Genomic DNA, 19166 nt, shown 5'->3' on the forward strand with positions numbered 1-19166 from the left:
GGCGCGCGGCGGCAGGCCTCAATCCGCGAACAGCATGACCGGCGTTTCGAGCAGGTTCTTCAGCGCCTGGACATAGCTGGCCGCGTCATACCCATCGACCACGCGGTGGTCGCAGCTGATCGACAGGTTCATCAGCTTGGCGCGCGCGATCGTCTCGCCGCCGCGCCCGTCGGCGCGGAAGACGGGCCGTTCGACGATCCGGTTCGGCCCGATGATCGCGACCTCGGGGCGGTTGATGACCGGCGTCGTCGCGATCCCGCCCAGCGGCCCCAGCGAAGTCAGCGTGATCGTGCCGCCGCCCATGTCGCCGCTGGCGATGCTGCCCGCGCGCGCCGCCTCGGCCAGCCGGGCGATCTCGGTCGCGAGCTGCCAGACATTGCGGCTCTCGGCGTTGCGGATGACGGGGACCATCAGCCCGGCGGGCGTCTGCGTCGCCATGCCCATATGCACCGCGCCCGAGCGCTTCACCACGCCCGCCTCGTCATCATAGCGCGCATTGAGCATCGGGAAGTCGGGCAACGTCTTGCAGATCGCGACGATCAGCAGCGGCAACAGGGTCAGCTTTGGCCGGTTGCCCCGCCCCGCATTCAACTGCGCGCGCGTGTCCTCCAGCGCGGTGACGTCGATCTCCTCGACATAGGTGAAGTGCGGGATGGCGCGCTTGGAGGCGGCCATGTTCTCGGCGATGCGGCGGCGCATGCCGATGACGCGGACGACCTCATCCGCGCGAGGCGCACGGGCCGGGGTATAGCCCTGGCCCGCGCCATAGCGGAGAAAGGCGTCGAGATCGGCATGGCGCACCCGGTCGCCCTCGGCGGGCTTCACGCTCGACAGATCGATGCCCAGATCCCGCGCGCGGGCGCGGACGGCAGGCGAGGCCAGTACCTTGGCGGGAACCGACGGGGTGGCGTGCTCCTGCTCGACCGGGGCCGATCGCGGCGTCGGCTCGGGGGACGGGGCGGGCGCGGCAACGACCTCCACGCCGGAATTTTCCGCCTCCAGCACCGCCTCGTCCTCGGCGGCCGACTGAGCCTCTTCCACCGCGTCCGTCTCGATCACCATCAGCGCCGAACCGATCGGCACCTGGTCGCCGACCGCGCCGGCCAGTTCGACGACCGTCCCCGACACGGGCGATTCCATCTCGACCGTCGCCTTGTCGGTCATCATGTCGGCGACCGACTGGTCCTCCTCGACCCGGTCGCCGATCTTCACATGCCAGGCAACGATCTCGGCCTCGGAGATGCCTTCGCCGATATCGGGCAGGCGGAAGGTGAAACGAGCCATGTCAGGCGTCCTTCAGCAGAGTCTTGAGCGCCTGGCCGATACGGACCGGGCCGGGGAAATAGGCCCATTCCAGGCTGTGCGGATAGGGCGTGTCGAAGCCGGTCACGCGCGCGATCGGCGCTTCGAGATGGTAGAAGCAACGTTCCTGCACCAGCGCGGACAGCTCCGCACCGTACCCGCCGGTCCGCGTCGCCTCGTGCACGATCATGCAGCGGCCGGTCTTCTTCACCGACGCCTCGATCGCTTCGATGTCGAGCGGAACCAACGTGCGCAGGTCGAGGATGTGGGCGTCGACCTCCATCTCCGCCACCACGCCCGCCACGACATGGACCATCGTGCCGTAGCAGAGGATCGTCACCGCCTCGCCCTCGCGCACCGTGGCCGCCTTGCCCAGCGGGATGCGGTAATAGCCGGTCGGCACTTCGCCGCCGGGATGCTTCGACCAGTTCTCCGCCGGGCGATCCCAATGGCCGTTGAACGGGCCGTTATAGATGCGCTTCGGCTCGAAGAAGAGGACCGGGTCGTTGTCCTCGATCGCCGCGATCAGCAGGCCCTTGGCGTCATAGGGCGTGGCGGGGATCACCGTCTTGATGCCCGAGACATGGGTGAAGATGCCCTCGGGCGACTGGCTGTGCGTCTGGCCGCCGAAGATGCCGCCGCCAAAGGGCGAGCGGACCGTGATCGGCGCGGTGAACTCCCCCGCCGAGCGATAGCGCAGCCGGGCCGCCTCGCTGACCAGCTGGTCGAGCGCGGGGTAGATATAGTCGGCGAACTGGATTTCGGGCACCGGGCGCAAGCCATAGGCCCCCATGCCGACCGCGACGCCGATGATGCCGCATTCGGTGATCGGCGTGTCGAAGACGCGAGTCTTGCCATATTTCTTCTGAAGGCCCGCGGTGGCGCGGAAGACGCCGCCGAAATAGCCGACATCCTCGCCCATCACGACCACGTCCGGGTCGCGCGCCATGACCACGTCCATGGCGGAGTTGATCGCCTGGATCATGTTCATGCGGGTGGTTTCGCCCGTTTCGGGGGCGGTCGGGGCACTGAAATCGCTCATCTTTTGTCTTCCACCCCGGCGAAGGCCGGGGTCCAGTGGCGAGATGACAGGAGGCGCGCGATGCCTTGCGGTCGCGGGGACGCAGCGACTGGACCCCGGCCTTCGCCGGGGTGGTTCCGAACGGCGGTCACTTGCGCGCCCATGGCCGACCGCTCGCTTCTTCCTCGTCGAGCATCTGCTGGCGCTGTTCGCGCAGATGCCAGGGCATTGCCTCGAACACGCCGTCGAACAGGCTGTCGAGCGGCTGGTGCAGACCGTGGCCGAGAATACCGTTCGCCTCGGCCGCCTTTTGCGCGGCGCGGACCTCCTCGGCGACTTCGCGATCCTGCGCGGCATGGGCGTCCTCGTCCCACTCGCCCAGCGCGATCAGATGGTCCTTCAACCGCCGAATCGGATCGCCCAGCGGCCACGCGGTCGGCTCCCCCGCCGAGCGATATTGGGTGGGATCGTCCGAGGTCGAATGGCCTTCAGTGCGATAGGTGAAATGCTCGATCAGTGTCGCGCCCTGGTTGGTCCGCGCCCGCTCGGCGGCCCATTGCGTCGCGGCATAGACCGCCAGCGCATCGTTGCCGTCGACCCGCAGCCCCGCAATGCCATAGCCGATCGCCCGCGCGGCAAAGGTTGTCGCCTCCGCCCCCGCAAAGCCGGAAAAGCTGGAGATCGCCCACTGGTTGTTGACGACGTTCATAACGACGGGCGCGCGATAGACGGCGGCGAAGGTGCAGGCCGAGTGGAAATCGCCCTCCGCCGTCGAGCCTTCGCCGCACCACACCGCCGCGATCCGGGTATCGCCCTTGGCGGCGGAGGCCATCGCCCAGCCCACCGCCTGCGGATATTGCGTGGTGAGATTGCCCGAGATCGAGAAGAACCCCGCCTCTTTCGCCGAATACATGATGGGCAGTTGCTTGCCGCCCAGCCGGTCCGCGCTGTTCGAATAGATCTGGTTCATCATGTCGACCAGCGGCCAGTCGCGCGCGATCAACAGCCCCTGCTGGCGATAGGAGGGGAAGCACATATCCTCATAGTCCAGCGCATGGGCGGCGGCGACGGCGACCGCCTCCTCGCCCAGCGCCTTCATATAGAAGCTGGTCTTGCCCTGCCGCTGCGCGCGGAACATCCGTTCGTCGAACGCGCGCAGCAGCACCATGTGGCGCAGCATCCGACGCAAGGCATCGGGTGAAAGCCGGGGGTCCCAGGGACCGACCGCGCGGCCTTCGTCGTCCAGCACGCGGACCAGCGTATAGGCCAGTTCATGGAAGCTGTCGGCGGGCGCGGCGGTGTCGGGGCGACGCTGCGCTCCGGCAGGCGGGACCTCTACCCCGGCAAAGTCGACCGCATCGCCGGGCCGGAATTTCGGCTCGGGCACGTGCAACTGCAACGGGGCCAGATTGGCGCGCGAATGGCCTTCGGGCGGCACCGCCATGCTCTCTCCTCAACGCTTTGCCCGATTCCACCGGGTCGTTTCTATCTTTCAACCGACTGACATTTTATTTCAAGCGCCTTTTGCGGGCACTCATCGGTCGAACGCGTCGAGTGGCGGTATGGCTCCCGACACCCTCACCCTTCCCGCCCGCTATCGCGTCGGAAGGGTGCGGGTGTCGCGGTCAGTTCCCCGAGATCGCCGCCTCGAACGGCACGACCGGATGCGGGGCTTCGTCATAGAGGTTGACGACCGGCGCATCCGCCCAGGCATAGCGCACCCGAATGTCTCCCGGCTGCGCCCCCGCCAACCGGACCTCCGTGCCCGTCACCGTCGCCTCGGCGTAGCGACAGGCACGGGCATCACACAGCTCGAACCCGATGGGGGCCGCCGCGCTCCACGCATGCAGCGCGCCTTGCACGCCATTGAAGCGCAGCACCACACCGCCCCCGGCCCGCGTCGCTGAGGCGATCATGGGACCGGATGCAGCGGCGCGGTCGCCCGCCGCCAGATGCTGCTGGGCGAAGACCAGCCGTTTGGCGAGTTCGTTCTTGTCCGCCGGATGGATGTCGTTGCGCACACCGATATCGATCGCGGTCGCCAGCGCGGCGTGTTCGTCGCGCAGCACCGCCAGCCTCTGTGCCTCACGCAACGCCGCCCAGCCGCTCTCCCCGATCTTCACCGGCGGCGCGCCGAAATCGGCGAGCTGGACGATCAGGAAGGGCAATGTCGGATCGCCGAACTGCCGCCGCCACCCGGTCATCAACGCGCCCAGTCGGTCGCCATAGCTGGTCAGGCCGACATCCGATTCACCCTGATACCAGGCGACGCCCTTCAACCCGATCGGCCCGAGCGGCGCGATCATGCCGTTGTAGAGCGTGCCCAGCCCCGCATGGCTTTCCCAGGGCGCGCGCGGATAGCGCTGGTCGTCGCGCTTGTAGACCGAGTAGCGCCAGCCCGTGCCCAACGGGATCGGTGCTCGCCCGGCGGGGGTGAACCGGATGCTGTCGGCCGGGCCGAACATCCCGCCCGGGCCATAGGTGTCGCCCAGCGCCACGACGATCTCGTTTCGCCCGGCCTTCAACGCCGCGCGCGGCACGGTGTAGCGCCGCCAGTCTCCCCAACCAAAGGTTGCACCGACCGGCACGCCGTTGATCCAGACGGTATCGAGTTCGTCGATCCCGGCCAGCTCGATCGTCCCGTCGCCGGTGGGCGCGCCCGGCAGGTCGAAGCCCTGTCGGAACCAGACCAGCCCGTTATAGTCGGCAAGCGCGGGCACACCCCATTCCTCCCAGGGGCCGAACTTGGGAACCGCGGTCCATGAGAGCCGGTCGGGCGCGTTCCACGGCTCCTGCCCCGACGCGTCGCCGCTCGCCTTGCGCCACCACTGGCCCCAGCGATCCCCAAACGCCCGAAGCCCCGCCGCATGGTCGCGGGCATAGAGCGCCAGCAGATCGGCATCGGCGGCCAGCCCCGGCAGCTTGCGCGCATCGGTCGCCGCGACCCAGGGCAGGATCTTGGTCCCGCCCCAGCTCGAATCGATCGCGCCGATCGGCACGTTCGCCTTGGCGGCGAGGTCCTTGACCATCAGATAGCAGGCGGCGGAGAAATCCGCGACCGTGGCGGGCGCTGCGGCGGCCCAGACGGGGCGGTTGGCCAGCGGTTCGTCCGGGGACAGCGCGACATGATGCGCCACGTCGAGCAGGCGGATGCGGTCGTTCGCCGATCCCCTGACCAGCCCCTCGCCGCCCAGCGCCGCCTTGGTCGGATATTCCATGTTGGACTGGCCCGAACACAGCCAGACATCGCCGATCAGCAGGTCGTCCATCCGGTCGGCCACCCCGTCCCGCCCGGTCGCGGTCAGGCTTTGCGACGTGGTGGACGCCGCCATCGCGGGGAGTGTTGCGCGCCAGCGGCCCTGCCGGTCGGCGGTCACAGTCGCGCGGCCCTCGCCCAGCGTGACGGCGATCCGCTCGCCCGCATCCGCCGCCCCCTCGACGATGATCGGACGGTCGCGTTGCAGGACGGCATGGGCGCTCATCGGGGTCAGGATGCGCGGCCGCGCCTGCGCCATCACCGGCCATGCCGCCGCCGTCCCCAGCAGCAGCGCCAGACCCACACGCCGTCCGGTGCCGGACCGTGATTGCCCCCTTCGCATCATCTCTCTCCTATGCTCCTCACGCCGCCCGTCATGCGGGGTCCGGCTGTCGCGGCAGCATAGGATCGCCAAAATGATAACGCTATCGCAAATAGGTTACGGACGCTTCACCGTGTCGAAGGACAGGGTCGCGCGGACCGGAAAGTGATCGGACGGATAGATCCGGCCCCGGTGATAGGTATCGGTCGCGATCGCATCCGCCTTGAACCCGCGCAGGAACAGATAGTCGATGCGGCGATCGGGCGTGCCGGTGAAGTCGTGGAAGGTCAGGGCCGGACCCGTGCAATGGGTCGCGCTGGTCCAGCCATCGGTCATCGCACCGGCCAGCGTGCGATAGGCGGCGCTGTCGGGTCGCGCGTTCATGTCGCCCGCCAGCACCACCGGCAATCCTTGCGCCAATGCGGGCAGGCGCGACAGGATCAGCCGGGCCGCCCGGTTCCGCGCCTCCGCATCCTGGTCGCGATGGGCCAGATGGGTGTCGATGAACAGGAACCGGCGCGGCCTGTCGCCCCTGGTCTCGAACACGGCCCAGTTCGCCATGCGGGGCAGGTCGGTGCCCCAGCTCTGGCTACCCACCCGGTCGGGCGTATCGGACAGCCAGAAATCGCCATGGCGGATCAAGGTCAGGCGATCGATGCGATAAAGGATTCCCATATGTTCGTCGCCGTGCCCGCCGCGCCGGTCGCGCCCGAACCAGCGATATTGGGGCAGCGCGCGAACCAGGTCGTCGCCCTGCCGCTGGAGCAGTTCCTGCGTGCCGATCAGATCGGGCGCGGCGCGCCGGAGCAGTTCGACCATCACCGGCCGCCGTGCCGCCCAGCGTTCCGCGCCGTCATCCGAGGCATAGCGGACGTTGAACGTCATGACCTTCAGCGGAACGGACGGCAGGACCGGCTGTGGATCGGCCGCCGCGACCAACGGGGTCAGCAGCATGACCGCTGCCATCGTCAGCCGTCCCACCGCACGCCATGCTCCGATCATATCCATCCCTTCACCACCGATAGCGTTCACACATATTTTCCGGCCCGACACGAGGGCGCTGGGGCGCCGGTCCATGGCGAAGGAGCGTGGCAGGATCATTACAGCGACGAGATTATGATTGAGAACAGTTATCATTATCGATAATGGCGCCCCCGCATCGCATTCGATGCGCGTATGAAGTCAGGGGGGGCGTCCGATGTCGAAACTATTGTGGCATGCCATGGTGCTGGCCGGAAGCGCGCTGGGCCAGACGGCGCACGCGCAAAGCACGACCGCGATCGAGGCGGACAGGGGCGACATCATCGTCTCCGGCCTACGCGAAGCCAGTGCCAGCATCACCGGCAGCGACGTACCCGCCGCCCGCTATCCGCAAAGCCTGCGCATCATCGATCGGACCTTGATCGACCGGCTGGGCGCGACGCGACTCGACGACACGATCGATCTGGCGGGCGGCGTGGCGCGGCAGAACGATTTTGGGGGATTGTGGGACAAATATTCGATTCGCGGCTTTGCCGGGAACGAGAATAGCGGCCCGGACATCCTCATCAATCGCTTCAGCAGCAATCTGGGCTTCAACGCGCCGATCGACACCGCGACGGTCGAGCGATTCGAATTCCTGAAGGGCGCCGCCGCCGCGCTGTCGGGACTGGGCGAACCGGGCGGCTCGCTCAACATCGTCACCAAGACGCCGACCGCCAGGCCGCAAGGTGAAGTCACCCTGTCCTATGGTAGCTGGAACCGGCTGCGCGCGACGGGAGATGTCAGCGGCCCCGTCACCGACACGCTCGCGGTCCGACTGATCGGCGTGACCGAAAAGGCCGACAGCTATCGCGATTATGTCCACACCGACCGGCTGCTGCTCGCCCCCTCGATCTCGTTCGCGCCCGGCAAGGATCTGCGCCTGCTCTACCAGGCCGAGTTCATGCGCAACCGCGCGCCGATCGATCGCGGCGTGGTGGCGATCGGCGGCAATGCGCGGGCGATGGGCCGCGACACCTATCTCGGCGAACCGGCGGACGGCCGGGTCGAGCAGCAGATGCTGTGGCAGCAGGCGAGCCTGTTCGCCGCGCTGTCCGACCGGGTATCGTTCGAAGCCGGACTGTCGCAGCGCGACGGGCATCTGCGCGGCTTTTCGACCCAGCCCGATTTCGGCGGGCGCGGCCTCCAGGCCGATGGCCGCACGATCGGCCGGTCGCGCCGCTATCATGATTTCGACTGGGAGGACCTGTCCGCCCGCGCCGAGCTGACCGCCAAGCTCAACTGGCTGGGCCTGTCGCACGACCTACGGCTGGGCGTCGACCGGGTACGGCATGGCATGGATTTCCGCATGGACCAGGCGCGGGGGCGGCCCGGCGCGCCGATCCTGCCCATCGACGCGTTCAACCCCGTCTATGGCCAGTCCCTGCCCACCCCGACGCCTTTTCAGGACCGGCATCATTCCTATCGCAGCGAGAGCATCTATGCCCAGGATCTGGTCAGTCGCGGCAATCTGACCCTGTTGCTGGGCCTGCGCTGGAACAATTTCCGCGAGACAATGGTCAATCATCTGCGCGGCAACCTGACGCTGGAGACGGTCGATCGCGGGCTGACCCCGCGCGCCGCGCTGACCTGGGCCGTGACGCCGGGCCTGTCGCTGTTCACCAGCTGGGGCCAGTCGCTGCGCCTCAACCCGTCGGACGGCGTCAGCAGCTTCGACGCGGAAAAGAGCGATTCGACCGAGGTCGGCGCGAAATACACGCTCTTCGGCGGCGCGCTGACCGGCCAGACCGCGCTGTTCACCATGACCAAGCGCAACGTCCTCAACCCCAATGCCACCGACCCCTTCGTCAAGACCCAGATCGGCCGACAGCGTTCGCAGGGCGTGGAGACGGTGGCAGACCTGTCGCTGCGTGGCGGACTGAAGGTCACGGGCACCTACACCTATACCGATGCCACGGTGCGCAACGACAAGGATCCGGCACTGATCGGCACGATGCTGTCCAACGTGCCCCGGCATCTGGCCGCGCTCGACGTGCATCAGGCGATCGGGGCGGTGACGATCGGCGGCGGGTTCAGCCATGTCGGCGCGCGCAACGGCGATCCCTTCGCCACCGGCTATCGCCTGCCCGCCTATACTCTGGTCCGCGCCGATGCGACCTGGCGGGTGACCGAGAAGTTCGACGTCCGGCTCGACCTCGAGAATCTGTTCGACACCTATTATGTCAGCAGCAGCTACGCCAATGTCTGGACCATGCCCGGCACGCCGCGCAACGTCCGCGTGACCCTGCGCGGCCGATTCTGACCGCATCGATCCTCCCCCGGCCGTCTGGGGCAGCAGGCCGGGGGCCTGTCGGAGGGGTGTTCGCCCCCCTCCACCTCCCCTGGGAGCGGACGAGGCAATGCCCCCCCCTTCCGCGCCGATCGCCCTTGCGACCGGCATCGCCCGATCAATACGCGTGGTCGCAATGCGCGCTTTCACCCCTATGGCGGTGATCGAAAGGTCCGCGAGCCGTTGTCGACCCCGCTGGATCGCTGGTGTCGCCCGGCGGGCCTGATCTGCCGCCGGAGGCCGGATGGCATCGTCATCCGCGCGGCGGCCGAGCGGCCTCCGCCCGCGCAACCAACTGTTTACGGCCCTGCCGCTATGATCGAGGCATGACCGACCACAAGGACGAGAAACGCTACATCAAGATCGAGGGACGACAGGTCGAAAACGGCATGTATGTCCATGCGCTTCATTGCTCGTGGTTGGACAATCCCTTTTGGCGCAACAGCTTCCTGATCACCCATGATCGGGATCGCGATCAGATCCGCGAGCATGTGCCGCATGCCACCATCGACCTGTCGCGCGGGCGCGGCCCGATGGTGACACCCGTCACCGGGGAATGCATTCCCGAGCCGGCGGAAATACCGATCGATCCGCCGGCCGCGCCGATCGCCATCACGACCAACACCACGCCAAAGCGCGCCCGGCGACGCAAGCCCTTGTCCGAGGTCGAACGGGTACACGCCACCGCCGCCAGGACCGCCGCCTCCGTCGCGGAGCTGTTTCGCGAAGCGCGGCTGGGCAAGGCGATCCGCACCTGCGACCTGATGCCCATGGTCGAGGACATCGCCCGCGCCACCGTTCGCGGCAATGCGACGATGATCGCGGTCACCCGGCTGAAGACACAGGACCGGCACACCTATGTCCATTCGGTCGCGGTCGGCGCGATGATGATGGGCCTTGCCCGGCATCTGGGATTCAGCGACGATGACATCCATGTCGCGGGCATGGCGGGCCTGCTGCATGATATCGGCAAGACCCATATCGCCGCCGCGATCGTCGACAAGCCGGGCGCGCTGACGCGCGAGGAACTGCGTGAGATGCGCCGCCACCCGGTGCTGGGCTATCACATGCTGCTCGACATCGACGATCTCGACCCGCGCATTCTGGATGTGTGCCGCCATCATCACGAACGGATGGACGGCACCGGCTATCCCGACGAACTGAAAGGCCCCGAACTGAGCCGCTTCGTCCGCATGGCGGCGGTGTGCGACGTCTATGACGCGATCACCTCGATCCGGTCCTATAAAAGTGGCTGGTCGCCACACGAAGCGCTGGCGCAGATGGCCGAATGGCACGGCCATTTCGACGCGACGATGCTCGACGCGCTCATCGCCAGCCTGGGCATCCAGCCCTATGGCGCGTTGGTGCGGCTGCATTCCAACCGGCTGGGCGTGGTGGTGCGCGAGGGCGACAGCCCGCAGACGCCGGTGGTCCGCATATTCTTCGATGTCCCCGACCAGCGCCGGATCATGGCCGAGGACATCGCCACCGCCGACGATCCCATCCTGCGCAGCGAACGCGGCGCCTATTGGTTCGGCGAGGAATGGCCGAGACTGCTCGGCGAGATGATGGCGGATTCCGCGGCCGCGCGCGCGCCCTTTGCCGAGGTCGAGCGCCGCCGCGCACTCGGCTGACGCGGCGGGCGTTCCGCGCCGTGGCGGATCGGCGCGGGACGCTGTATGGCGCGACGCCATGATCCGCCTTAGTGAATTGAAACTGCCTCTCCATCACCCGGACGAGGCGCTCCCTGCGGCCATTTGCCGCCGGTTGCGCATCACCCCGCGCGACATGATCCGCTTTACCATTGCCCGGCGCGGCGCCGATGCGCGCGACAAGGCCAATATCCAGCTGGTCTATTCGGTCGACGTCACGCTGAAGAACGAAGCGGCGGTACTGACCCGTTTCCGGCGCGACCGCGACATCCAGAAGACGCCCGACACCCGCTACCCCCTGCCCAATCCGCCGCGCGACGGGAGCAGGCGGCCGGTGGTGATCGGCGCAGGCCCCTGTGGCCTGTTCGCTGCGCTGATCCTGGCCCAGGCGGGCTATCGCCCGATCATCCTGGAACGCGGCAAGGTAGTGCGCGAACGGACCCAGGACACCTGGGGCCTGTGGCGGCGCAGCGTCCTGAACCCCGAATCCAACGTCCAATATGGCGAAGGCGGCGCGGGCACTTTTTCGGACGGCAAACTCTACAGCCGGATCAAGGACCCGCGCCATCTGAACCGCAAGGTGCTGACCGAGTTCGTCAAGGCGGGCGCACCGCCCGAGATCCTGACCGAGGCGCATCCGCATATCGGCACCTTCCGCCTGGTCACCATGGTCGAGAGCATCCGCGCGACGATCGAGCAGCTCGGCGGCGAGTATCGCTTCTCCACCCGCGTCGACGGGCTGGAGGTCGAAACCGACGGATCGGGCGAACGGCGGGTGCGCGGGCTGCACCTGAACGGCGGCGACTATCTGGAGGCCGATCATGTCGTGCTGGCCATCGGGCACAGCGCGCGCGACAGCTTCGCGATGCTCCAGGCGGCAGGCGTCTTCGTCGAGGCCAAGCCCTTTTCGATCGGCGTGCGCATCGAACATCCGCAAAGCTGGATCGACCGCGCGCGCTTCGGGCATCAGGCGGGGCATCCGATCCTGGGCGCGGCGGAGTATCACATTTCGCACCACTGCTCGAACGGCCGCACCGTCTACAGCTTTTGCATGTGCCCGGGCGGCACGGTGGTCGCCGCCACCTCCGAGGAGGGGCGCGTGGCGACCAACGGGATGAGCCAATATTCGCGCAACGAGCGCAACGCCAATTCGGGCTTCGTCGTCGCGATCGATCCGGAACGCGACTATCCCGGCGACCCGCTGGCCGGGATCACGCTCCAGCGCGCGCTGGAGGAACAGGCGTTCGTCGCGGGCGGCTCCAACTACAAGGCTCCGGCGCAGCGGGTCGGCGACTTCCTGGCCGGACGGCCCTCCACCGGCCTGGGGACGGTCCTCCCCTCCTATCGCCCCGGCGTGACGCCGACCGACCTTTCACTGTGCCTGCCCGATTTCGTGATCGCGGCGATGCGCGAGGCGATCCCGGTCTTTGGCAAGCAGATCGAGGGCTATGACCATCCCGATGTCGTGATGACCGGGGTGGAGACGCGCACATCCTCGCCCGTGCGCTTCACACGCGGCGAGGATGGGCAGAGCCTGAACACCCTCGGCCTCTACCCGGCAGGCGAAGGCGCAGGCTATGCCGGGGGCATCCTGTCGGCGGCGGTCGACGGGATCAAGGCGGCAGAGGCCGTCGCCCGGCAGATGGCGGCGGGATGAGCGGCCCGGTCAAGCTGTTCTTCGACGGCGGCCTGCGGCCGCTACCCGCGGGCATGGAATGGGCGGTGGTGCTGCGCGGGCGCGCCCGGCTCGCGCGCGGACTGGGACCGGGCGGCAGCATGGCGGCCGAATGGCTGGCGCTGATCGCCGCGACGCGGCTGGTGATCGAGGAAGGGCTCACTGACGCGCTGCTGCTCGGCGATGCGGCGGCGGTGATCGCGCAGGCGCAGGGGACGGTGCGCGTTCCCCCATCCTGCCGCGCGCTGCACCGCGCGTGGTGCGACCTGCCGCCGCCGCCCGGTCGCCTGCGGCTGCGCCACATCCGCCGGACGCAGAATCTGGCCGGGATCGCGCTGGCCAAGGCGAGCCTGCGACAACCGCTATGACGGCCCGATCCGCCCGCGTCGCCGTGCCATGGGTCATTCCGGCGCGGCGGAACAGATCCGACGCCGATCGATCCTAGTCCGGGATCAGCGCCCAGCCGCGAAGCTGCAACGTCGCCATCGTGGTCAGCCCGGACACGTCGATCTCCACCCCCTTGTCGACCGTCGCCGGGGCGATGTTGTTGCCCACCAGCGCCTGGCTGCACACCCGGACCGAAACCCCGGCGGCGCGCAGCGCGGCGATCAGCGGCAGGTTCGGGTTCCGCGCGGCCTTGGTCCGATCGGTATAGGCCGCATCGGTCATCACCGAGAGCGTGGCCGGACCGTAGATGATGACAGCGACATCACCCGGCGCCGGCCGAACGCCATCCGCGCCGAGCAGGTTCAGGAAGCGCGCAACCTTCTCCAGCCCGGGATTGGCCTGATCGGGCGCGGATGGCGCCTTCGTGACACTGAAAAGCACGCGGTAGCGGAGTGCGTGGTCGGGACGCTCCTTGGCATCGGGCATGGGCGAGATCGCGCCATAGCCCTGCACGACGGGATGGCGCGGATCAGCGGCCATGGCCGTCCCGCCTCCGGCCAGCAGGACTCCGCCGGCCACGACAAGCTTCAACAGGGTCCACATGCACCAACTCCTCATGATCCTATGCGCGCAAAAGTCGCCGCCCCGGTCCGGGACCGGCCGCTGGCGGAATCGGGCATCACGGCGCCTGGGCTGCTGCCCGGCACCGCGATCCCCAGCGCGGCGAACAGCGCGCGCAGGCGGGTTTCGACCTGTTCGCCCGCGACGCTGTAATAGACCTGCCGCGCCTCGCGCCGGGTCGTGACATGGTCCGCGCGGCGCAATTCGGCAAGTTGCTGGCTGAGCGCGGGCTGGCCGATCCCGGTCACGCTCTCGATCTCGCCGACCGACCGCTCGCCACCGAGCAGCACCGACAGGATCATCAACCGCTGCGGCTGCGCGAGCGCCTTGAGCGCCTCGGCCAGCGCGGTGGCCTGTTCCCGGTCGAGGGTCACCGATCAGGCCTCAGCCGGTGGAACCAGTCGGGGCTGTCGTCTGACGGCAGCGAGGGCGGCAGAAGCACATCGTCGCCCGGCCGCCAGCAGGCGGGCGTCAGGACGCTGCCGTCCGCCGTCCGCTGAAGCGCCTGGATCGTGCGTAGCATCTCGTCGACGCAGCGGCCGACCTGCATCGGATACCAGCTCGTCGCCTGGATGATGCCATCCGGGTCGATGAAATAGGTGGCGCGCACGGCGGAGGAGTCGGTCGCGTCAGCATCGATCATTCCATAGGCGCGGCCGATCGCCATCGACGGATCCTCGACGACGGGGAACGGAATCCTGATCCCCGCCATGGCTTCGATCGCGCGCACCCAGGCGACATGCGCGTAAAGGCTGTCGACCGACAGGCCCAGCAGGACACAGTCCGCCGCCGCGAACAGGGGCGCGGCCTTCGCCAGCGCGATGAATTCGCTGGTGCATACCGGCGTGAAATCCGCCGGGTGGGAAAAGAGCATCAGCCAGCGGCCGCGGAACTGGTCGAGACTGACATCGCCGTGCGTGCTGCGCGCGCGGAACGTTGGTGCCTGGTCGCCAATACGCAAAGGTCGGTGAGGGATGGGAATTTCCATGCCCCCACCCTGCCAGCGAACGCCGCTTGACGCAATACGGTTACATACTTACATTAATAGACATACATGGAGGTGTAAGTGTCCGACCTTTTCCTGCAACGGGCGTTTTCGCAGATTGAAGGCGCCCGTGCCGCACACCACACCCCGACGGTGCGGGCATTCTTCGACGAACCAACGAACACGGTCAGCTATGTGGTGTCCGATCCCGGGACCGGACGGGCGGCCATTATCGACAGCGTCCTCGATTTCGATCCCGCCTCGGGCCGGACCGCGACTGCCTCGGCCGACGCCATCATCGCTCATGTCGAAGATGAGAATCTGACGGTCGACTGGCTGCTGGAAACCCATGCGCATGCCGACCATCTGTCGGCGGCCCCCTATTTGCAGCAGCGGGTTGGCGGAAAGCTCGGCATCGGTCGCGCAATCATCCAGGTGCAGCATGTCTTCGGCAAGCTGTTCAACGCTGGCACCGAATTCGCCCGCGACGGTTCCGAATTCGACCGGCTGTTCGACGATGGCGATACGTTCGAGATTGGCGGGCTTCACGCCATTGCCCTCCATGTCCCGGGCCATACCCCCGCCGACATGGCGTTCGTGATCGGAGATGCGGCCTTTGTCGGCGATACACTGTTCATGCCGGACTTCGGCACCGCCCGCGCCGACTTTCCCGGCGGCGATGCCCGCCAGCTCCATCGCTCGATCCGGCGACTGCTCGACCTGCCGCCGCAGACGCGGATGTTCCTGTGCCATGACTATAAGGCACCGGGCCGCGAGGACTATGTTTGGGAAACCACGGTCGCGGCGCAGCGCGCGGATAACGTCCATGCCCGCGACGGGATCAGCGAAGACAGCTTCGTCACGATGCGCCAGGCCCGCGACGCGACCCTGGCGATGCCCCGGCTGATCCTGCCATCGATCCAGGTGAACATGCATGGCGGACGGCTGCCGACGGCCGAGGATAACGGCACGCGCTATCTGCGCATTCCGCTGGACGCGCTGTGATGCCGGGCTTTCCCCATGCGATGCCCGGCCACGGCCTGATCGGCGGCCTGCTGATCGGACTGGCGGCGGCCCTGATGCTGCTGGCGAATGGCCGGGTGGCGGGCTGCAGCGGCATGTTTCCGCGCGCGGTCGGGCTCTCCAACAGCGGCGCGCCACGCGGCGTCGCGATCGCCTTCACACTGGGCCTGCCGATCGGTGCCGCGATCATCGCGGCGCTGATCGGAGCGCCGTCGCACTTCCCCACCTCCTGGGGCGTGCTGGCGGTCGCGGGGCTGATCGTCGGGTTCGGAACCCGGCTCGGATCGGGGTGCACCAGCGGGCATGGCGTCGTCGGCATGGCGCGCCTGTCGCCGCGCTCGATCGCGGCGACGATGACCTTCATGGCCACGGGCTTCGCGACCGTCGCGGTCCTGCGCCTTCTCGGATGGAATGCATGATGCGGCAGGCTCTGGTGGCGCTCTTCAGCGGCGTGCTGTTCGGCATGGGACTGGCCGTATCGGGCATGACCGATCCCGCACGGGTCCGGGCGTTCCTCGACATCGGCGGCGCTTGGGATCCGACGCTGGCGTTCGTCATGGGCGGTGCGCTCCTGATGATGGCGGTGGCGTGGAGGATCGTCCGGCGGCGCGAGAAACCGGTGGTGGCCGAGGCGTTCCACCTGCCCGCCACCCGCCCGATCGATGCGCGGCTGATCGGCGGCGCGGCCTTGTTCGGGATCGGCTGGGGACTGGGCGGGCTCTGCCCCGGTCCGGCCATCGCCGCCCTGGCGATCGCGCCCGGCCCGGCGCTGGTCTTCACCCTTTTCATGATGATCGGCTTTGGGCTGTTCCGCCTGCTGCCGCCCGTCAGATAGCATAGTGACAGGATAGCGACATGGCGTTCAAGCCTCTGGATGACGATATTGCCGTCTCGCCGCAGATAACGCTGGAGGATGTGGCCGAAGCCACGCGCCAGGGGTATCGGTCGATCATCTCCAACCGCCCGGATGGTGAGGAGGCGGGGCAACTCCCCGCCGCCGCGATCCGGGCCGAGGCGGCGCGGCACGGCCTGGCCTTCACCCATATCCCCATCGTGTCGGGCAAGGCCACCGAGGCCGACACCGCCGCGATGGCACGGGCGCTCGAGACGCTGCCCGGACCGACCCTCGCCTTCTGCCGAAGCGGGATGCGGTCGACGACCCTGTGGGCGCTGGCCAGGGCGGGGAAAGGCACCCCCGAAACCCTGATCGGCAAGGCCGGCGCGGCGGGCTATGACATTACGGGCCTTGCCCCCCGGCTGCGCCCGGCCGCACCGCCCAGAGCATTCGATGTGGTGATCGTCGGCGGCGGGTCCGCCGGTATCGCGACGGCGGCCAGCATCCTGAAGCGCAATGCCAAGGTGACGATCGCGATCGTCGACCCGGCGCAGGACCATTATTATCAGCCGGGCTGGACGCTGGTCGGCGCGGGCGTGTTCCGCCCGGAGGCGACCCGACGCGCCCAGGCCGATGTCATGCCAAAGGGCGTGACCTGGGTACAGGTCGCGACCACCGGTTTCGATCCCGACCGCAACCTGGTGGAACTGGCGGACGGCGGATCGCTCGCCTATGATGTGCTGGTCGCCGCGCCGGGGCTCCGCCTGGCGTGGGAAAAGATCGACGGCCTGGAACAGACGCTGGGGCGCAACGGCGTCACCTCCAACTATCGCTACGATCTGGCTCCCTTCACCCATCGGCTCGTCCGGGAGACGCGGTCGGGGCGCGCATTGTTCACCCAGCCGCCGATGCCGATCAAATGCGCCGGCGCGCCGCAAAAGGCGATGTACCTGTCCTGCGACCTCTGGCGCAAGGCGGGGGTCCTGCCGAAGATCGACGTCGCGTTCCACAATGCGGGGCCGACCCTGTTCGGCGTCCCGACCTATGTCCCGGCGCTGATGGACTATATCGAGGCGTACGGCATCGACCTGCGCCTCCAGTCCAATCTCGTGGCCGTGGACGGGGACCGCCGGGTCGCGACGTTCGCCCAGACGAAGGACGGCGCGACCGAGACCATCGAACGCGAATATGACATGCTGCATGTCGTGCCGCCGCAGGTGTCGCACGACTGGGTGGCGAAGAGCCCGCTGGCCGCCGCCAATGGCTTCATCGACGTCGACGAGGCGACGCTGCGCCACCCGCGCTACCCCAATGTCTTCGGCCTGGGTGATGGCGCGGCCACCAGCAACGCCAAGACCGCCGCCGCCGCGCGGCAGCAGGCGCCCGTGGTCGCGGTCAACGTCCTCGCCGCGCTGGAGGGCAAGGCCCCGGTCGCCGATTATGACGGCTATGGCTCCTGCCCGCTGACCGTCGAGCGCGGCAAGATCGTTCTCGCCGAGTTCGGCTATGGCGGCAAATTGCTCCCGACCTTCCCCAAATGGCTGATCGACGGCACCCGCCCGACGCGGCTCGCCTGGTTCCTGAAGGAAAGGATGCTGCCACCGCTCTACTGGCAGGGCATGCTCAAGGGGCATGAACTGCTCGCCCGCCCGCACCGGATCGATGCCGCGTCATGATGCTGGAGCCCATCCAATATCTGCTGGGCGCCCTTTCCGGCGGCCTGGTCGGCTTCACCCTGGGGCTGGTCGGCGGGGGCGGCTCGATCCTGGCCGTCCCCCTGATGGTCTATCTTGTCGGGGTGCCGAGCGCCCATGTCGCGATCGGGACCAGCGCCTTCGCGGTCGCGGCCAACGCCGCCACCGGGCTGATCGGTCATGCGCGGGCCGGTACGGTCAAGTGGCGCTGCGGCGGCATGTATGCGCTCGCCGGTATCGTCGGCGCGTTCGCGGGATCGACGGCGGGCAAGGCATTTGACGGCACCCGCCTGCTGTTCCTGTTCGCGCTGGTCATGGTGTTGGTCGGCTTCGTGATGCTGCGCGGCCGCAAGGCGCAAGGCGAGCCGGGCGCGCAGTGCAACCGCGAGAACGCGCCCAAGGTGCTGGGCTTCGGACTGGTCACGGGCGTCTTCTCGGGCTTTTTCGGCATCGGCGGCGGCTTTCTGATCGTGCCCGGCCTGATCGGATCGACGCGCATGCCGATGCTGAACGCCGTCGGCACCTCGCTGGTCGCGGTGGCCGCCTTCGGCCTGACGACCGCGCTCAACTATGCCTGGTCCGGTATGGTCGACTGGCCGCTGGCAGGGGTCTTCATCCTGGGCGGCATCCTTGGCGGGCTGCTCGGCCTGATGGCGGCGCGGCGACTGGCCGAAAGCCGGGGTGCGCTGACCACGGTGTTCGCGGTGCTGATCTTCGTGGTCGCGGCCTATATGCTGTGGCGCAGCTGGGGCGCGCTCTGATGCCCGGTCACCGCGACGCGATTGTACGGGCACGGGCGCCATTCGCCTTCGCCCTGGGCATCCCCTTCATCGTCCTGTCCTGTCAGTCCGGCACCGACTGGTCCGCCTTCGCGGCCAGCGCCGGGCCGCTGGCGGCGCATGAGGTGCCGGCCGCCTTTATCCTGGGGGCGGTCATCCTCCCCTGTACCGGATGGGCCAATCGGGTGTTGCGCGGCAAGGTCGGCACGCCCGGCTGCCGTTGATGCCCCCTGCCCACTTCTTGCGGCAGCGTCCCGGCTGGTTCGATCCGATCCGGGCAACTGGCGTCGCCAGCCTAAGGCTG

At 68.1% G+C, this 19166-nt stretch carries 18 protein-coding genes; 10 read left to right on the forward strand and 8 right to left on the reverse strand.

Translation table 11 applies throughout. The annotated features are described in order from the left end of the window. Positions 1 to 18 precede the first annotated feature (18 nt). The 5 genes from RN629_RS07675 to RN629_RS07695 form a co-directional block, all read right to left on the reverse strand. Positions 19 to 1284: a dihydrolipoamide acetyltransferase family protein gene (locus RN629_RS07675; RefSeq protein ID WP_407034684.1), complete on the reverse strand. Its 1266-nt coding sequence runs from the start codon at positions 1282 to 1284 to the stop codon at positions 19 to 21. 1 nt (position 1285) lies between these two features. Next, positions 1286 to 2293 carry an alpha-ketoacid dehydrogenase subunit beta gene (locus RN629_RS07680; protein ID WP_407034771.1) on the reverse strand — a complete coding sequence of 336 codons (1008 nt, stop codon included), beginning with the start codon at positions 2291 to 2293 and terminating at the stop codon, positions 1286 to 1288. A 178-nt stretch (positions 2294 to 2471) separates the two neighbouring features. Beyond that, complete coding sequence (locus RN629_RS07685) at positions 2472 to 3767, reverse strand: 3-methyl-2-oxobutanoate dehydrogenase (2-methylpropanoyl-transferring) subunit alpha (protein WP_407034685.1); 1296 nt, start codon at positions 3765 to 3767, stop codon at positions 2472 to 2474. Between the two features lie 181 nt (positions 3768 to 3948). Continuing rightward, entirely contained in the window at positions 3949 to 5922 is a 1974-nt protein-coding gene (locus tag RN629_RS07690; protein WP_407034686.1) for a sialate O-acetylesterase, read from the reverse strand. Positions 5923 to 6018: 96 nt separating this feature from the next. Then, positions 6019 to 6903: an endonuclease/exonuclease/phosphatase family protein gene (locus tag RN629_RS07695; protein ID WP_407034687.1), complete on the reverse strand. Its 885-nt coding sequence runs from the start codon at positions 6901 to 6903 to the stop codon at positions 6019 to 6021. A gap of 196 nt (positions 6904 to 7099) precedes the next feature. Here RN629_RS07695 and RN629_RS07700 point away from each other — a divergent pair, with 196 nt between their 5' ends. The 4 genes from RN629_RS07700 to RN629_RS07715 all read left to right on the forward strand — a co-directional run bounded on the left by RN629_RS07700 (position 7100) and on the right by RN629_RS07715 (position 12906). Continuing rightward, complete coding sequence (locus RN629_RS07700; protein WP_407034688.1) at positions 7100 to 9184, forward strand: TonB-dependent siderophore receptor; 2085 nt, start codon at positions 7100 to 7102, stop codon at positions 9182 to 9184. A gap of 353 nt (positions 9185 to 9537) precedes the next feature. Continuing rightward, positions 9538 to 10845, forward strand: coding sequence for an HD-GYP domain-containing protein (locus tag RN629_RS07705; RefSeq protein WP_407034689.1), 1308 nt, complete (start codon positions 9538 to 9540; stop codon positions 10843 to 10845). 58 nt (positions 10846 to 10903) lie between these two features. Beyond that, on the forward strand, positions 10904 to 12520 hold the full coding sequence (locus RN629_RS07710) for an NAD(P)/FAD-dependent oxidoreductase (protein WP_407034690.1): 1617 nt from the start codon (positions 10904 to 10906) through the stop codon (positions 12518 to 12520). Further along, complete coding sequence (locus tag RN629_RS07715) at positions 12517 to 12906, forward strand: reverse transcriptase-like protein (RefSeq protein ID WP_407034691.1); 390 nt, start codon at positions 12517 to 12519, stop codon at positions 12904 to 12906. Before RN629_RS07710 ends, RN629_RS07715 begins: the two co-directional genes overlap by 4 nt. Positions 12907 to 12979: 73 nt before the next feature. Here RN629_RS07715 and RN629_RS07720 read toward each other — a convergent pair whose 3' ends face one another. From RN629_RS07720 to RN629_RS07730, 3 genes are read right to left on the reverse strand one after another with little or no spacing between them, the layout of a single operon-like run. Further along, the gene (locus tag RN629_RS07720) at positions 12980 to 13528 is read right to left on the reverse strand and encodes a DsrE family protein (RefSeq protein WP_407034692.1); all 549 of its coding nucleotides are present in this window, start codon (positions 13526 to 13528) and stop codon (positions 12980 to 12982) included. 11 nt (positions 13529 to 13539) lie between these two features. Beyond that, entirely contained in the window at positions 13540 to 13920 is a 381-nt protein-coding gene (locus tag RN629_RS07725) for an ArsR/SmtB family transcription factor (RefSeq protein ID WP_407034693.1), read from the reverse strand. Next, complete coding sequence (locus RN629_RS07730) at positions 13917 to 14534, reverse strand: peroxiredoxin (protein ID WP_407034694.1); 618 nt, start codon at positions 14532 to 14534, stop codon at positions 13917 to 13919. The genes RN629_RS07725 and RN629_RS07730 overlap by 4 nt, the downstream gene beginning before the upstream one ends. 93 nt (positions 14535 to 14627) lie before the next feature. Here RN629_RS07730 and RN629_RS07735 point away from each other — a divergent pair, with 93 nt between their 5' ends. The 6 genes from RN629_RS07735 to RN629_RS07760 are packed head-to-tail and all read left to right on the forward strand — an operon-like array spanning position 14628 to position 19086. Beyond that, on the forward strand, positions 14628 to 15536 hold the full coding sequence (locus RN629_RS07735) for an MBL fold metallo-hydrolase (RefSeq protein ID WP_407034772.1): 909 nt from the start codon (positions 14628 to 14630) through the stop codon (positions 15534 to 15536). After that, complete coding sequence (locus RN629_RS07740; RefSeq protein ID WP_407034695.1) at positions 15533 to 15973, forward strand: YeeE/YedE family protein; 441 nt, start codon at positions 15533 to 15535, stop codon at positions 15971 to 15973. Before RN629_RS07735 ends, RN629_RS07740 begins: the two co-directional genes overlap by 4 nt. Continuing rightward, positions 15973 to 16389, forward strand: coding sequence for a DUF6691 family protein (locus tag RN629_RS07745; RefSeq protein ID WP_407034696.1), 417 nt, complete (start codon positions 15973 to 15975; stop codon positions 16387 to 16389). Before RN629_RS07740 ends, RN629_RS07745 begins: the two co-directional genes overlap by 1 nt. A 20-nt stretch (positions 16390 to 16409) precedes the next feature. After that, positions 16410 to 18065: a TIGR01244 family sulfur transferase gene (locus RN629_RS07750; RefSeq protein WP_407034697.1), complete on the forward strand. Its 1656-nt coding sequence runs from the start codon at positions 16410 to 16412 to the stop codon at positions 18063 to 18065. Further along, on the forward strand, positions 18062 to 18844 hold the full coding sequence (locus tag RN629_RS07755; protein WP_407034698.1) for a sulfite exporter TauE/SafE family protein: 783 nt from the start codon (positions 18062 to 18064) through the stop codon (positions 18842 to 18844). The genes RN629_RS07750 and RN629_RS07755 overlap by 4 nt, the downstream gene beginning before the upstream one ends. Next, positions 18844 to 19086 carry a hypothetical protein gene (locus RN629_RS07760; RefSeq protein ID WP_407034699.1) on the forward strand — a complete coding sequence of 81 codons (243 nt, stop codon included), beginning with the start codon at positions 18844 to 18846 and terminating at the stop codon, positions 19084 to 19086. Before RN629_RS07755 ends, RN629_RS07760 begins: the two co-directional genes overlap by 1 nt. Positions 19087 to 19166 lie beyond the last annotated feature (80 nt).

The organism is Facivitalis istanbulensis, assembly GCF_040560405.1.
Taxonomy (GTDB): domain Bacteria; phylum Pseudomonadota; class Alphaproteobacteria; order Sphingomonadales; family Sphingomonadaceae; genus Sphingomonas; species Sphingomonas istanbulensis.

Coding starts and splice junctions, on each gene's coding strand:
- RN629_RS07750 (WP_407034697.1), top strand. CDS start 16,410: ATGGCGTTCAAGCCTCTGGATGACGATATTGCCGTCTCGCCGCAGATA.
- RN629_RS07755 (WP_407034698.1), top strand. CDS start 18,062: ATGATGCTGGAGCCCATCCAATATCTGCTGGGCGCCCTTTCCGGCGGC.
- RN629_RS07675 (WP_407034684.1), bottom strand. CDS start 1,284: ATGGCTCGTTTCACCTTCCGCCTGCCCGATATCGGCGAAGGCATCTCC.
- RN629_RS07760 (WP_407034699.1), top strand. CDS start 18,844: ATGCCCGGTCACCGCGACGCGATTGTACGGGCACGGGCGCCATTCGCC.
- RN629_RS07700 (WP_407034688.1), top strand. CDS start 7,100: ATGTCGAAACTATTGTGGCATGCCATGGTGCTGGCCGGAAGCGCGCTG.
- RN629_RS07685 (WP_407034685.1), bottom strand. CDS start 3,767: ATGGCGGTGCCGCCCGAAGGCCATTCGCGCGCCAATCTGGCCCCGTTG.
- RN629_RS07730 (WP_407034694.1), bottom strand. CDS start 14,534: ATGGAAATTCCCATCCCTCACCGACCTTTGCGTATTGGCGACCAGGCA.
- RN629_RS07705 (WP_407034689.1), top strand. CDS start 9,538: ATGACCGACCACAAGGACGAGAAACGCTACATCAAGATCGAGGGACGA.
- RN629_RS07710 (WP_407034690.1), top strand. CDS start 10,904: ATGATCCGCCTTAGTGAATTGAAACTGCCTCTCCATCACCCGGACGAG.
- RN629_RS07695 (WP_407034687.1), bottom strand. CDS start 6,903: ATGATCGGAGCATGGCGTGCGGTGGGACGGCTGACGATGGCAGCGGTC.
- RN629_RS07715 (WP_407034691.1), top strand. CDS start 12,517: ATGAGCGGCCCGGTCAAGCTGTTCTTCGACGGCGGCCTGCGGCCGCTA.
- RN629_RS07745 (WP_407034696.1), top strand. CDS start 15,973: ATGCGGCAGGCTCTGGTGGCGCTCTTCAGCGGCGTGCTGTTCGGCATG.
- RN629_RS07680 (WP_407034771.1), bottom strand. CDS start 2,293: ATGAACATGATCCAGGCGATCAACTCCGCCATGGACGTGGTCATGGCG.
- RN629_RS07690 (WP_407034686.1), bottom strand. CDS start 5,922: ATGCGAAGGGGGCAATCACGGTCCGGCACCGGACGGCGTGTGGGTCTG.
- RN629_RS07720 (WP_407034692.1), bottom strand. CDS start 13,528: ATGTGGACCCTGTTGAAGCTTGTCGTGGCCGGCGGAGTCCTGCTGGCC.